The sequence below is a fragment of the Streptomyces sp. P3 genome, assembly GCF_003032475.1.
Lineage (GTDB): Bacteria > Actinomycetota > Actinomycetes > Streptomycetales > Streptomycetaceae > Streptomyces.
In genome coordinates this window covers 2,568,329-2,580,506 of record NZ_CP028369.1, presented here as the reverse complement: position 1 = coordinate 2,580,506, position 12,178 = coordinate 2,568,329, and the positions used below count along the sequence as shown (strand labels likewise).

Sequence of the window (12,178 nt, the reverse complement as noted above, 5' to 3'; positions counted from 1 at the left end):
CGGCGACACGGCCGGACACGGCCCCGCCGCCCGGCGCGGCCGCACGTTTGAGTGTTTACAGAGCGGGCTAGGTTGAGGCTTATGGCTTCCACGCACGACACGTCTGCCGCCCGGGGTGCCGAGGTACTGGTCGCGTCCAACCGCGGTCCGGTCTCCTACGAGGTGCGCGAGGACGGCTCGCTGCACACGAAACGCGGCGGCGGCGGACTGGTCTCCGGTCTGTCGGCCATCGGCCCCGACGCGGGTGCGCTCTGGGTGTGCTCGGCCCTCTCCGACGGCGACCGCGAGGCGGTCCGGCGCGGGGTCGGCGAGGAGGGCGTGCGTATGCTGCCCGTCCCGGCCGACGTGCACGCCGACGCGTACAACGGCATCGCCAACTCGGTGCTGTGGTTCGTCCACCACCTGCTGTACCAGACCCCGCTGGAGCCGGTCTTCGACGCGGAGTTCCGCCGCCAGTGGGCCGCGTACGAAACATACAACCGGGCCTTCGCCGAGGCGCTCGCCGAGGAGGCGGCGGACGGCGCGGCCGTGCTGGTCCAGGACTACCACCTGTGTCTCGTCCCCGGCATGCTCCGCGAGCTGCGCCCCGACCTGCGGATCGGGCACTTCTCCCACACGCCGTGGGCTCCCCCGGACTACTTCGCGCTGCTCCCCCGGGACATCCGCGCACAGCTGCTGCGGGGCATGCTCGGCGCGGACCGGCTGGGCTTCCTCACCCGGCGCTGGGCGGACGCCTTCACCGCGTGCTGCGAGCAGTCCACCGGGGGCCTGGGCGGCACCGAGGTCGGTGTGCACGGGCTCGGCGCGGACGCCGACTTCCTGCGCGAGCGCTCGCACCGGCCGGACGTCGAGGAACGCATGGCGTCCCTCCGTGCGGAGATCGGCGAGGGACGCAAGGCGATCGTCCGCGTCGACCGCACCGAGCTGTCCAAGAACATCGTGCGCGGCCTCCTGGCCTACCGGCAGCTGCTCGACGACCACCCGGAGTGGCGCGAACGGGTCGTCCACGTGGCCTTCGCCTACCCCTCCCGCCAGGACCTCACCGTCTACCGGGACTACATGGCCGAGGTGCGGCGCCTGACGGACGAGATCAACACCGGCTACGGCACGCCCGGCTGGACCCCGGTGCTGCTGAACCTCGAGGACGACTTCGCCCGCTCCCTCGCCGCCTACCGCCTCGCGGACGTCGCGCTGGTCAACCCGATCCGCGACGGCATGAACCTGGTCGCCAAGGAGGTCCCGGTCGTCTCCGACGAGGGCTGCGCGCTGGTGCTGTCCCGGGAGGCGGGCGCGTACTGGGAGCTGCGCGAGGACGCGATCACGGTGAACCCGTACGACGTCCTGGAGACCGCCCGCGCCCTGCACGAGGCGCTGTCCATGCCGCCGGGCGAGCGGGCCGAGCGCACGAAGCGGCTGTCCGCCGCGGCGACCGCGCTGCCCCCGGCCCGCTGGTTCCTGGACCAGCTGAACGCCCTGCGCGCGACGCAGCCGGGCTGAGCGGCCGACTGCGGGCCGGGGCGGGCCGCCGACGGCATGCCCCGGCCCGTACGCGGGCTCGCCCGCCCGGCCGTACGCGGCTCAGCCGAGCCGTGCCGCCAGCTGCCGCAGCAGCCGTACGACCCCGGCGGGCCCGTCGACGACCAGGTCCGCGCGCTCGGCCAGTTCGCCGACCTCCGCGCTGCCACTGCACACCAGCAGTCCGGGGACGCCGTCGGCGCGCAGTTTCTCGACGGCCGCGAAGGCGGGGAGGTCGCCGAGGTCGTCGCCGGCGTAGAGCACCGAGCGGGCGCCCGTCTCGCGGACGTGGTCCAGCAGGGCCACGCCCTTGTCCATGCCCGGCGGCCGCAGCTCCAGGACCATGCGGCCGGGCTCGACGATCAGACCGTGCCGGGTCGCGAGAGCGGTGAGGGGTCCGCGCAGGGCGTCGAAGGCGGCCCGGGGGTCGTCGGCGCGGCGGGTGTGCACGGCGACGGCCCGGCCGCCCTTCTCCTCGATCCAGACGCCGGGCCGGTCCCCGGCGGCCGCGAGGACCTGCGGAAGCCCGGCACGGACGGCGGCCACGCCGGGGTGCGGTTCGGGGGCGCTGAGGGCGCCGGTTCGGGCGTCCCAGCGCTCGGCGCCGTAGTGGCCGAGCACGGTGAGCCGGCCCAGCCCCTCGACCCCGGCGAATCCGCCGTGCCGTACGGCGACCTCGGCGGGCCGCCCGGTGACGACGGCCACGCCGGCCACCTTCGGGGCGAGCTCGGCGAGCGCGGGGACGGCGTCGGGGTGCGCCCGGGCGTCCTGCGGGTTCTCGACGATCGGGGCGAGGGTGCCGTCGAAGTCGAGGGCGACGAGGGCGGCCGACGGGCGGCCGACGATCGCGTCGAGCGCCGCGCGGCCCGCCGGGGTGACCGGAACGGGAAGGGGGCCGGGTGCCGTGGAGTGCGTCTCTGGGGTGCCCATACAGGGACGATAACCAGCGAGCGCCGCCGCTAACGTTCCGTCCGTCTCGCTTCTCGTACTCTGCGCAGCCGGTTCACCGTGACCGGGTCGTGGGCCAGCGCGCGGGGGTCGTCGAGGAGGGCGTTGAGGAGCTGGTAGTAGCGCACGGGCGCCAGGTCCAGTTCCTCGCGTATCGCGCGTTCTTTCGCGCCGGGGCCGGGGAACCCGCGCCGTTCGAGGGCGAGGATGCCGCGCTCCCGCACGCCCAGCCCGTCCTCTTCCGCCCGCCGTTCCCGGCCCGCCTCCATGCCCACCCCGCTGCCCGCCTCCGTGCCCGACTCCATGACCCGCACGGTAACGCCCGCCGCTGACATCCGGCTCATTCGCCGGCGGCGCTCTCCAGCGTCGTCGCGGTCGTCTGCAGGCCGCCGAGCACGTCGGCGGGGCTGCCGTTCGCGGTCACGGCCTGGCCGATCCGCTTCTTGATCTGCGCGCTGACCCTGGCCCACGAGGTCCGCCCGACGGGGTAGCTCTCCGACAGCGGCAGCTCCGCGAGGAACGGCTTGAGGTCGGCGTCCTCCTTGGCCGCGCCCATGACCAGGGACGCGGAGGTGGTGACCGGCAGCAGGTCGTACTCGTGGGAGAAGTCCAGCACGTTCTCCTTGCTGTAGACGAAGTCGAGGAAGTCGCCGATCTCGTCGCCGTGCCCGCCCCGCTTGAAGGCGGTCATCCAGTCCGCGACGCCCAGGGAGGTCTTGCTGGGGCCGTCGAGGCCGGGCATCGGCACCATGCCGAACTCGACGCCCTTGGCCGCGGCCGTCTTCATCAGCGAGGGATGCCCGTTGAGCATGCCCACGTCGCCGGCGGCGAAGGCCGCGAACGCCGTGGCCCGGTTCAGCCTGCCCGGCGCGACCGGCCCGGTCAGGCCCTTGCCGACCAGGTCGGTCTTCAGCCAGTCGAGGGTCTCGACGTTCTCGGCGGAGTCGAAGCTGTAGCTGCTGACCGTCTGGGTGTAGCCGCCCCGCCCGCTGAGCAGCCACTGCAGGGTCTCGGCCTGCGCCTCCTCGGGGCCGAGGGGCAGCGCGTAGGGGTACTTCACGCCGTCCTTCTTGAGCGCCCGCGCGTCCTTCGCGAGCTCGGCCCAGGTGGTGGGCGCGCTGATGCCGGCCTCGGCGAAGAGGGTCTTGTTGTAGAACAGCAACCGGGTGGAGGAGGCGAACGGCATGCCGTACTGCACGCCGCGCACCTGGCCCGCCCGCGCGAGCTGGGGCGCGAAGTCCGCCTCGACGGGGATGGAGAGCACGTCGCCCGCCTTGTACAGCAGGTCGTCCGCCGCGTAGTCGGCGTAGGCGCCGATCTGGGCCATGTCGGGGGCGTCGCCCGCGTCGACCATGGCCTTGACCTTCGCGTCGACGTCGTTCCAGGAGTACACGCTGACGTCGACGGTGACGCCCGGGTGGTCCTTCTCGTACGCGGCGACGAGCCCGTCCCAGTACTTCTTCGAGCTGTTGGCGCTGCTGTCGCCGTAGTCGGCGGCGACGAGTCTGAGAGTGACGTCGCCGGAACCCGAGGCCAGTCCTCAGCCGGTGAGGACCGCGGCCAGGCCGAGGGCGGTCACCCCCGCCACGGTCGCCGTGATCGTTGCTGACTTCCGTGCCCGCCGCTGCACCGCACTGCTCCCAACTGATTGCTCATACCAATGGACCGATATTCGGATCAAGGTCTACACCACCCATGCGGACCGGACCTCTCCGGCCCCGGGTCCGGCACGCTACCCCCACAACCAGAAGTGGACTAGACCTCTCGCGGGTACTCGGTCCACACTGTCCCCGTGAGACATGTCATCGCCCTCGATGTGGGCGGCACCGGGATGAAGGCCGCCCTGATCGGCGCTGGGGGTCCCCCCTCCGGGGGAGGCACACTGCTGCACCGGGCCCTGCGGACCACCGGCCGCGAGCGCGGACCCGACGCCGTGGTCGCCGGCATCCTGGAGTTCGCCGCCGACCTGCGCGAGCACGGCGCCCGGGAGTACGGCGAGCCCGCCGCCGCGGCCGGCGTCGCCGTGCCCGGCATCGTCGACGAGACCGGCGGCGTCGCCGTCTACTCGGCCAACCTGGGCTGGCGGGACGTCCCGCTGCGCGCCCTGCTCGCCGAACGCCTCGGCGTCCCGGTCGCCCTCGGCCACGACGTGCGCGCCGGCGGTCTCGCCGAGGGCCGGATCGGCGCCGGCCGGGGCGCCGACCGCTTCCTGTTCGTGGCGCTGGGCACCGGCATCGCGGGCGCGATCGGCGTCGACGGCCGCGTCGAAGCGGGCGCGCACGGTTTCGCGGGCGAGATCGGCCACATCGTCGTCCGGCCCGGCGGCGCCCCCTGTCCGTGCGGGCAGCGCGGCTGCCTGGAACGGTTCGCGTCCGCGGCGGCGGTCGGCGAGGCGTGGGCGGCGGCCGTCGGGGACCCCGCGGCGGACGCCGCGGACTGCGCGAAGGCCTTCGCGTCCGGCGACCTGGAAGCCGTCCGCGTCTGGCAGGGCGCCGTGGACGCCCTGGCCGACGGCCTGGTCACCGCCCTCACCCTGCTGGACCCGCGCACCCTCGTCATCGGTGGCGGCCTGGCCGAGGCGGGGGAAGCCTTGTTCACACCGCTGCGGGACGCCGTCCGGCGGCGGGTGACCTTCCAGAAGCTGCCGGACATCGTCCCGGCGGCCCTGGGCGACAGCGCCGGATGCCTCGGCGCCGGCCTGTTGGCCCGGGATCTCCTCGACACGACCGACGGCATGGAGGTAACACCCTGATGGCCACCCCCCTAGGGGCGCGGGGAACTGCGCAGTCGACCACATCCCACTCGCAGGTACTGACCGGCGCCAAGGTGGTGCTGCCGACGGGTACGGTCCCCGACGGCCGCATCACCGTCATCGGCACGAAGATCGCGGCCGAAGCCCCGCACGGAACTCCGCGGGGCGCCGCCGACATGATCGACGTGCTCGACGTGTCCGGCCACTGGCTGGTGCCCGGCTTCGTCGACCTGCACAACCACGGCGGCGGCGGCGCCTCCTTCTGCGGCTCGGCCGAGGACGTTCTGAAAGCCGTCCGCACCCACCGTGCGCACGGCACCACCACACTCGTCGCCTCCACCGTCACCGACGACATGGACGTCCTGGTCCGCCAGGCCGGCCTGCTGAGCGAACTCGCCGAACAGGGCGACCTCGCCGGCATCCACTTCGAAGGCCCGTTCATCTCGCCCTGCCGCAAGGGCGCGCACTCCGAGGCGCTGCTGCGCCACCCCGACCCGGCGGAGGTGCGCAAGCTGGTGGACGCGGCGCGCGGCCACGCCAGAATGGTCACCCTGGCGACCGAACTGCCGGGCGGCCTGGACTCCGTACGGCTGCTGGCCGAGCACGGCGTGATCGCGGCCGTCGGCCACACCGACGCCACCTACGAGCAGACCGTTCAGGCCATCGAGGCCGGAGCCACCGTCGCCACCCACCTCTTCAACGCGATGCCGCCCCTGGGGCACCGCGCCCCCGGCCCGATCGCCGCCTTCCTGGAGGACGAGCGGGTGACGGTCGAGCTGATCAACGACGGCACGCATCTGCACCCGGCCGCACTCGAGCTGGCGTTCCGTCACGCGGGCCCGGGCCGGGTCGCGTTCATCACGGACGCGATGGGCGCCGCCGGCATCGGCGACGGCCGCTATCTGCTCGGCCCGCTGGAGGTCGAGGTCAGCGAGGGCGTGGCCCGTCTCGCGGAGGGCGGCTCCATCGCCGGCTCCACCCTCACCCAGGACCGCGCGTTCCAGCGGGCGGTGACGATCGATCGGCTCCCCGTCGAGGACGTCGTCGCCGCCCTGTCCGCCAACCCGGCCCGCCTGCTGGGCCTGGCCGACCGCGTCGGCTCCCTGGAGCCCGGCAAGGACGCCGACCTGGTCCTGCTGGACGAAGCCTTCGAGCTCAAGGGCGTGATGCGCAAGGGCGCCTGGGTGGTGGCCCCCGACCTGGCCTGAAACACCCGCCCGCACGACGACGGTGGCCGGCCCGAGGACTGGGCCGGCCACCGTCTCTTTGGCAGGTTCGGGCCTCCGGACGCCGCGCTGGCTCAGGTCCAGCCGTCGACGCACACCCTCCGGAGGAGGCCGGACAGGTGACGGCCCGACGGCGGGCGACCTGGACCGGTGACCTACGAGGAGCTGACGACGCGGGTGTCGGTCAGCGGCGAGGGAAGAGCGGCCAGAACCGGCCCCCGCGAGATCCCACGGGGCAGGCCGCCGGTTCCGCTGGAAGACTCACCAAGATCTTCATGAGTCTTCTAGCTCCGCCAGCCCGCCTCGAGCGACAGCTGGTCGAAGTTGGCGTCGCAGGAATTGCCCTGCTCACAGGAGATCTTGATGGTGTTGGTGCCCTTGTTGAGGGTGAGGTTCGCCCAGGTTTTGGTCCAGCCCTTGGCGTAGTCGCCCTCCGCGGCATTGGCGAAGTTCGCGAGGTTCAGCAGACGGGTCTGCGCCGTGCCGTTGATCGTGAGCGTGGCCTTGGCGTCCTTGCCGGGCACCCCGTAGTTCACGTTCAGCGTGTACTTGCCGTCCTCGGGGATGCCGCTGACGTTCCAGGTGATCGCCGCGCCGACGGCGTTGAAGTTCGTGACGTAGATCCCACCGTCGGCCTTCGCGCCCTTCACGTCGGACGCCGTGGTCGTGCCGCCCGTCAGGCTGACCGCCTTCGCGTCGACCGCCGGCAGTTCGACCTCGTTCGCGTCGCCGGTGCCGGACGCGCTGGGCGTCGGGCTCGCCGGGGCGGAGGCCGGGGCGGAGGCGCCGCCGCCCGCCTTGTCGTCGTCCGTGCCCTTGTCGCCGTTGGCCATGGCCACCGCGATGCCGATCACGACCGCGGCGACCACCGCGACCGCGCCGATCAGCAGACCCTTGGTGTTGGGCCCGCCGCCACGGCCGCCGCCCTGCACGGGCTGCCGGCCGGTCGAGGGGCCGCCGCCGGCGGCGAAGTTCTCGGGCGCGGCGTAGTGCGCGTTCGGCTGACCGTACGCGCCCTGCTGCGGAACCGTGGCCGGCTGCCCGTACTGCGCGGTCTGCTGCTGCGGCTGCTGTCCGTACTGGCGCTCGCCGACCGCACGCACCCTGCTGACCGAGTTCGGGTAGCCGTAACCACCGCCGGAGGGCGGCTGCGCGCCGTTGGCCTGGCCGTCGGCGTAGAGGTAGCCGAACGGGTCGTCGTCCTCGGGCGTGCTCGCGCCGTTATTGCCGGGCGTCATCCCTTCGTACTCCTCAACAGTGCGGGGTCGATGCGACACGCGTACGCGTATCCATACGTGTGAGAACTGCGAGCCTACCCGGTCCCCACCGACCAAACGGGTGACTCGGATCGCATCAGCGCGGCCGCGGGACCGCTGACCTGGTGATCATCCCGCACGCCTGTGCTGTTTGGGACGAGATCGTTTCTCTACGTACATGCGCTCGTCCGCGGACTTCAGCACTTCGTCCGCGGTCATCCCGCAGTGCGCCCAGCCGATGCCGAAGCTGGCGCCCACCCGCACGGCCCGCCCCTCGGCCCGGATCGGCTGGATGATCTCGTTGCGCAGACGTACGGCGAGGTCGGCGGCGTCGGCGCGGCCGAGGCCGTCGGCGAGGATCACGAACTCGTCGCCCCCGAGCCGGGCGACCGTGTCGCCGTCACGGACCTGGCGGGAGAGCCGGCGGGCGACCTCGATGAGGACCGCGTCGCCCGCGTTGTGCCCGAACCGGTCGTTGATCGACTTGAAGCCGTCGAGGTCGCAGAAGAGGACGGCGAGCCCCTTGGCGCCGTCGTCGCGGCCGTCCTCGGGGGCGGCGGTGTGCACGTGGTGGTCGTAGCCCTCGAAGGACTCGGCACCGCCGGGCCGGTAGTCGAAGCCGTGGCCGTTGGCGTCGAAGGCGGCGTGGCCGTAGGCCGTGTCCATGGCGTCGACGGCGGCGGGGTGGGTCGACAGGGGCCTCTGACAGAGCCGGGCGGACAGCCGCGAGCGCAGTTCGGCCGAGTTCGGCAGGCCGGTGAGGGAGTCGTGGGAGGCGCGGTGGGCGAGCTGCAGCTCGCGGCGCTTGCGCTCCTCTATGTCCTCGACATGGGTGAGGAGGAAGCGGGGGCCGTCGGCGGCGTCGGCGACGACGGAGTTGCGGAGACTGACCCAGAGGTAGGTGCCGTCCCGGCGGCCCAGGCGCAGCTCCGCGCGACCGCCTTCCGCGGAGGTGCGGAGCAGGGTGCCTATGTCCTCCGGGTGGACGAGGTCGGAGAAGGAGTAGCGGCGCATCGCGGAGGCCGGCCGGCCCAGCAGGCGGCACAGAGCGTCGTTGGTGCGGAGTATGCGCCCGTGCTGGTCGCCGCCCATCTCGGCTATCGCCATGCCGGAGGGGGCGTACTCGAAGGCCTGCCGGAAGGATTCCTCACTGGCACGCAGGGCCTGCTGCTCGCGTTCGAGCCGGACCAGCGCCCGCTGCATGTTCGCACGTAGACGCGCGTTGCTGATGGCGATGGCGGCCTGGAAGGCGTACATCTGGAGCGCTTCGCGCCCCCACGCGCCGGGGCGGCGTCCGTTGCGCGGCCGGTCCACGGACAGGACGCCTATCAGCTCGCCGCAGGCGTCACCGCTGCCGGCGGCGGCGGGCGTGTACATGGGGGCGAAGAGCCGGTCCGAGGGGTGCCATTCGTCCTCGAAGCGGGGCGCGGGCCCGTCGGTGTACCACTGCGGGACGTCGTCGTCGTCGAGGACCCAGCCCTCGGTGTGCGGTATGAAGATCAGGTCGCCCCAGGTCTCGCCCATGCCGAGACGGCGCTCCCAGGACTCGCGCGAGCCGACCCGGCCCGTGATGAGGGCCTCGGCCGCCGGGTTGCCGGAGAAGGCGGCGACCACGAGATCTCCGTCGGCGCGCACGAGGTTGACGCACGCCAGCTCGTACCCGAGTGCCGTGACCACGCCGTCGGCGACGGTCTGCAGTGTGTCGGCCAGGCTGCGGGCCGTGTTCATGTCGGCCATGACCTGGTGCAGCTGTCGCAGGGACGCAAGACGGACGTACGGCTCCGACTCGGTCTCCATGTGTTTCGCCCTCCCCCCGAGACTTCGCAGCGAATCAAGGGTTGTCTTCGGCGCAACGTCGTTTCTGGTGCTTCGTTGTCGGTGTGTGTCTTGTTGTGACGCCTCCGCCACTGAATCACAGCGCGCTGCTCACTCGGTACACAGGGTCAACAATTAGTACGCCTTGTGACTCAAGTCACAGATGAACGTGAACATTTGAGTGGAGTTTCCGCGTTTTTCCTGTGCGTTTCCTGAACACGGACAGCAGCCGCCGGCGCACGGAACGCGGTGATGGGTCCACGGTCCTACGACCCTACTCGGGCGGAGGTCCGATGCGCCGCGCATCGCACGGACACTAGCGTTCCGAGGGTGCCCACAGACATGATCGACACCGTGCCGAAGACCACCTCCGGGCATGCTGAGGGGGTGAGCAACGACGAGTTCCGCGCCGCCATGTCCCGGCTCGCCGACGGCGTGGTCCTGGTGACCGCCCGGGAGCCCTCCCTGGACCCGGACGACCCCCGGGCGCCGGACGGCGAGGACGTCGGCATGACCGCCACCGCCTTCGTCTCCGTCTCCCTGGACCCGCCACTGGTCATGGTCAGCCTGCGCAACGGCTCCCGGATGGACGACCTGCTCGACGAACAGCCCCGTTGGGCGGTGTCGGTCCTCACCGAGAGCCAGCGGCACATCGCCGGCCGCTTCGCCATGAAGGGCCGCATCAGCGACCGCCTCCTCTTCGACGACATCCCGTACACGCGCGGCGAGGCCACCGGCGCACCCCTGGTCGGCGGCGCGCTGGCCACCCTGGAATGCCGCACCGAGCAACGTGTCCCGGCGGGCGACCACACCCTGGTGATCGGCCGCGTCCTGACCGCCGCGACCCCGAGCGCGGACAGCGGCCCACTGGTCTACTTCCGAGGCCGCTACCGCCAGTTGGGCTGACGGCACGGGAGGTGTGCCGGGGCGCCACCGAAATGCCGTGGCCGCCCCGCGACCGGTCCGCCTACGGTGCCCGCATGCGAGCGACAGTCCGGCCCGACAGAACCGTCCGTACCGACGGGACCGACCGACCCGACGGGAGCGACGGGAGCGCCGGACCCGACGGGAGCGCCGCGACGGCTTCCGGACTGCGCCTCGCTGAGATCACCCCCGCCAACTTCGCCGCCGCGACCGGCATTAGCGTCCGCCCCGACCAGGAGTTCGCGGTCTCCCCGGTCATGAAGTCCCTCGCCGAGGCCTACGTCCACCCGCCGGGCGTCGCCTGGCCTCGCCTGATCATGGACGGCGACCGTCCCGTCGGCTTCCTGATGGCCTTCCTCGACATCGACTGGACCGGCGGAGCCGGCGACGTCCCCGTGCTCCGCTCCGGCCTGTGGCGGCTGAACATCGCCGCCGGTGAACAGGGCCGCGGCTACGGCCGGTTCGCCGTGGAGTCGGTAGCCGCGGAACTGCGTCGGCGCGACGCCCGGGAGATGTACGTGACCTGGCACGAGGGCGAGAACGGGCCGAAGGACTTCTATCTGCGGCTGGGGTTCCGCAAGAACGGCGAGAGGAGCGAGGGCGAGACGGTCGGCGTCCTGCGCCTGGACCAGCCCTGAGGCGACGCCGAGCCCCCTCGTCGCCTCACCCCCGCCCCGCGCCGCCCCTCCTCGTCGACTCCCGCCCGTCGCCTCCGCCGCTCCCTACCTCCCGCTCCCTCCCGTCCGCCTCACCGGACCGGCGTCGGCCCAGACCTGAGCCTTGCCCTCGGTCTCGGTCTCGGTCTCGGTCTCGGTCTCGGCCTACAGGAGGGTCACCTGCAACCGGGCGAGGCGTGCGGGCTCGCTCACGACGTCGATCAGGGCGATCCGCCCACCCCCCACGAACGTGAAGCGCACCACCCGTTCCACGCGGTCGCCGGCCAGCACCGCCACCGCCGCCGCGCCGTCCACCAGGGCGGACCGGATCGCGAGGTCGGGCCGGGCTTCGAGGGCGACGCGGTGGAAACTGGACGCACCCGCCGCGACCGCCGCGGCGCCGGCCGTCACCCCGGCCTCGGAACGGGACACGACGTCCGGGTCGAGAACCGCGAGCAGCCCCTCGAAGTCGCCCTCCCGCGCGGCGGCCAGGAAAGCGTCCACCACCTTGCGCTGCCGGACCAGGTCGGCCTCGGGCTCCTGCGCTCCGCGCACCCGGCGGCGAGCCCTGCTGGCGAGCTGCCGGGCGGCCTGCGGGGTCCGGTCGACGATCGCCGCGACCTCGTCGAAGGGCACCCCGAACAGGTCGTGCAGCACGAACGCCAGCCGCTCGGCGGGGGTCAGGGCATCCAGGACGACGAGAAGGGCGGCGCCCACGGAATCCGCGAGCAGGGCGTCCTGCGCCGGGTCGGGCAGGGCTGAGGAGGGCGCGGGAGACCAGTTCTCCAGCGGCTCCTCGGCACGGGAGCGGCGCGAGCGGAGCATGTCCAGACAGACCCGGCCGACGACCGTCGTCAGCCAGCCGCCGAGATTGCCGATCTCCTCGCCCCCGCTGCGGCCGTGACTGCGGCTGAGCCGCAACCACGCCTCCTGAACGGCGTCGTCGGCCTCGGCGGCGGAGCCGAGCATGCGGTGGGCCACGGCGCGCAGCCGGGCGCGGTGCGCCTCGAAGGACCGGGCCAGGAAATCGTCGTCACCCGTCGTCGTCATCGGTTGCATCCTTCGTCCCTCGTCCCGGTTCGGCAG

At 72.7% G+C, this 12,178-nt stretch carries 11 protein-coding genes; 5 read left to right on the top strand and 6 right to left on the bottom strand.

What is annotated here, in order from left to right:
• The first annotated feature begins 81 nt into the window (after positions 1–81).
• Positions 82–1,497, top strand: a complete 1,416-nt coding sequence (locus C6376_RS11645; RefSeq protein WP_107443345.1) for a trehalose-6-phosphate synthase — start codon at positions 82–84, stop codon at positions 1,495–1,497.
• Positions 1,498–1,578: 81 nt separating this feature from the next.
• On the opposite strand, the gene otsB is transcribed toward C6376_RS11645, so the two are convergent.
• From otsB to C6376_RS11630, 3 genes are all read right to left on the bottom strand, one after another.
• Entirely contained in the window at positions 1,579–2,445 is an 867-nt protein-coding gene (otsB, locus tag C6376_RS11640) for a trehalose-phosphatase (RefSeq protein WP_107443344.1), read from the bottom strand.
• Positions 2,446–2,474: 29 nt separating this feature from the next.
• Positions 2,475–2,732, bottom strand: coding sequence for a DUF3263 domain-containing protein (locus tag C6376_RS11635; protein WP_107448909.1), 258 nt, complete (start codon positions 2,730–2,732; stop codon positions 2,475–2,477).
• Positions 2,733–2,803: 71 nt separating this feature from the next.
• The gene (locus C6376_RS11630; RefSeq protein ID WP_254076365.1) at positions 2,804–4,000 is read right to left on the bottom strand and encodes an extracellular solute-binding protein; all 1,197 of its coding nucleotides are present in this window, start codon (positions 3,998–4,000) and stop codon (positions 2,804–2,806) included.
• A gap of 255 nt (positions 4,001–4,255) precedes the next feature.
• On the opposite strand from C6376_RS11630, the gene C6376_RS11625 reads away from it, so the two are divergent.
• Positions 4,256–5,215 (top strand): ROK family protein, encoded by a 960-nt coding sequence (locus tag C6376_RS11625; protein WP_107443343.1) that lies wholly within the window; start codon positions 4,256–4,258, stop codon positions 5,213–5,215.
• Positions 5,215–6,423, top strand: coding sequence for an N-acetylglucosamine-6-phosphate deacetylase (gene nagA, locus C6376_RS11620; protein ID WP_107443342.1), 1,209 nt, complete (start codon positions 5,215–5,217; stop codon positions 6,421–6,423). Before C6376_RS11625 ends, nagA begins: the two co-directional genes overlap by 1 nt.
• A gap of 302 nt (positions 6,424–6,725) precedes the next feature.
• Here nagA and C6376_RS11615 read toward each other — a convergent pair whose 3' ends face one another.
• Together C6376_RS11615 and cdgB are read right to left on the bottom strand one after the other, a co-directional pair.
• A complete protein-coding gene (locus C6376_RS11615; RefSeq protein WP_107443341.1) occupies positions 6,726–7,679 on the bottom strand; it encodes a CBM35 domain-containing protein in 954 nt (317 codons plus the stop codon).
• A 147-nt stretch (positions 7,680–7,826) separates the two neighbouring features.
• The gene (gene cdgB / locus C6376_RS11610; RefSeq protein WP_107443340.1) at positions 7,827–9,494 is read right to left on the bottom strand and encodes a diguanylate cyclase CdgB; all 1,668 of its coding nucleotides are present in this window, start codon (positions 9,492–9,494) and stop codon (positions 7,827–7,829) included.
• A gap of 360 nt (positions 9,495–9,854) precedes the next feature.
• On the opposite strand from cdgB, the gene C6376_RS11605 reads away from it, so the two are divergent.
• Together C6376_RS11605 and C6376_RS11600 are read left to right on the top strand one after the other, a co-directional pair.
• Positions 9,855–10,418 (top strand): flavin reductase family protein, encoded by a 564-nt coding sequence (locus tag C6376_RS11605; protein WP_107443339.1) that lies wholly within the window; start codon positions 9,855–9,857, stop codon positions 10,416–10,418.
• A 74-nt stretch (positions 10,419–10,492) separates the two neighbouring features.
• Entirely contained in the window at positions 10,493–11,074 is a 582-nt protein-coding gene (locus C6376_RS11600; RefSeq protein ID WP_107448908.1) for a GNAT family N-acetyltransferase, read from the top strand.
• 183 nt (positions 11,075–11,257) lie between these two features.
• On the opposite strand, the gene C6376_RS11595 is transcribed toward C6376_RS11600, so the two are convergent.
• A complete protein-coding gene (locus tag C6376_RS11595) occupies positions 11,258–12,142 on the bottom strand; it encodes a sigma-70 family RNA polymerase sigma factor (protein WP_107443338.1) in 885 nt (294 codons plus the stop codon).
• Positions 12,143–12,178 lie beyond the last annotated feature (36 nt).

Excerpts from the sequence above, each read along its gene's own strand:
- C6376_RS11645 (WP_107443345.1), top strand. The coding sequence starts at position 82 with ATGGCTTCCACGCACGACACGTCTGCCGCCCGGGGTGCCGAGGTACTG.
- otsB (WP_107443344.1), bottom strand. The coding sequence starts at position 2,445 with ATGGGCACCCCAGAGACGCACTCCACGGCACCCGGCCCCCTTCCCGTT.
- C6376_RS11635 (WP_107448909.1), bottom strand. The coding sequence starts at position 2,732 with ATGGAGGCGGGCCGGGAACGGCGGGCGGAAGAGGACGGGCTGGGCGTG.
- nagA (WP_107443342.1), top strand. The coding sequence starts at position 5,215 with ATGGCCACCCCCCTAGGGGCGCGGGGAACTGCGCAGTCGACCACATCC.
- C6376_RS11615 (WP_107443341.1), bottom strand. The coding sequence starts at position 7,679 with ATGACGCCCGGCAATAACGGCGCGAGCACGCCCGAGGACGACGACCCG.
- cdgB (WP_107443340.1), bottom strand. The coding sequence starts at position 9,494 with ATGGAGACCGAGTCGGAGCCGTACGTCCGTCTTGCGTCCCTGCGACAG.
- C6376_RS11605 (WP_107443339.1), top strand. The coding sequence starts at position 9,855 with ATGATCGACACCGTGCCGAAGACCACCTCCGGGCATGCTGAGGGGGTG.
- C6376_RS11600 (WP_107448908.1), top strand. The coding sequence starts at position 10,493 with ATGCGAGCGACAGTCCGGCCCGACAGAACCGTCCGTACCGACGGGACC.
- C6376_RS11595 (WP_107443338.1), bottom strand. The coding sequence starts at position 12,142 with ATGACGACGACGGGTGACGACGATTTCCTGGCCCGGTCCTTCGAGGCG.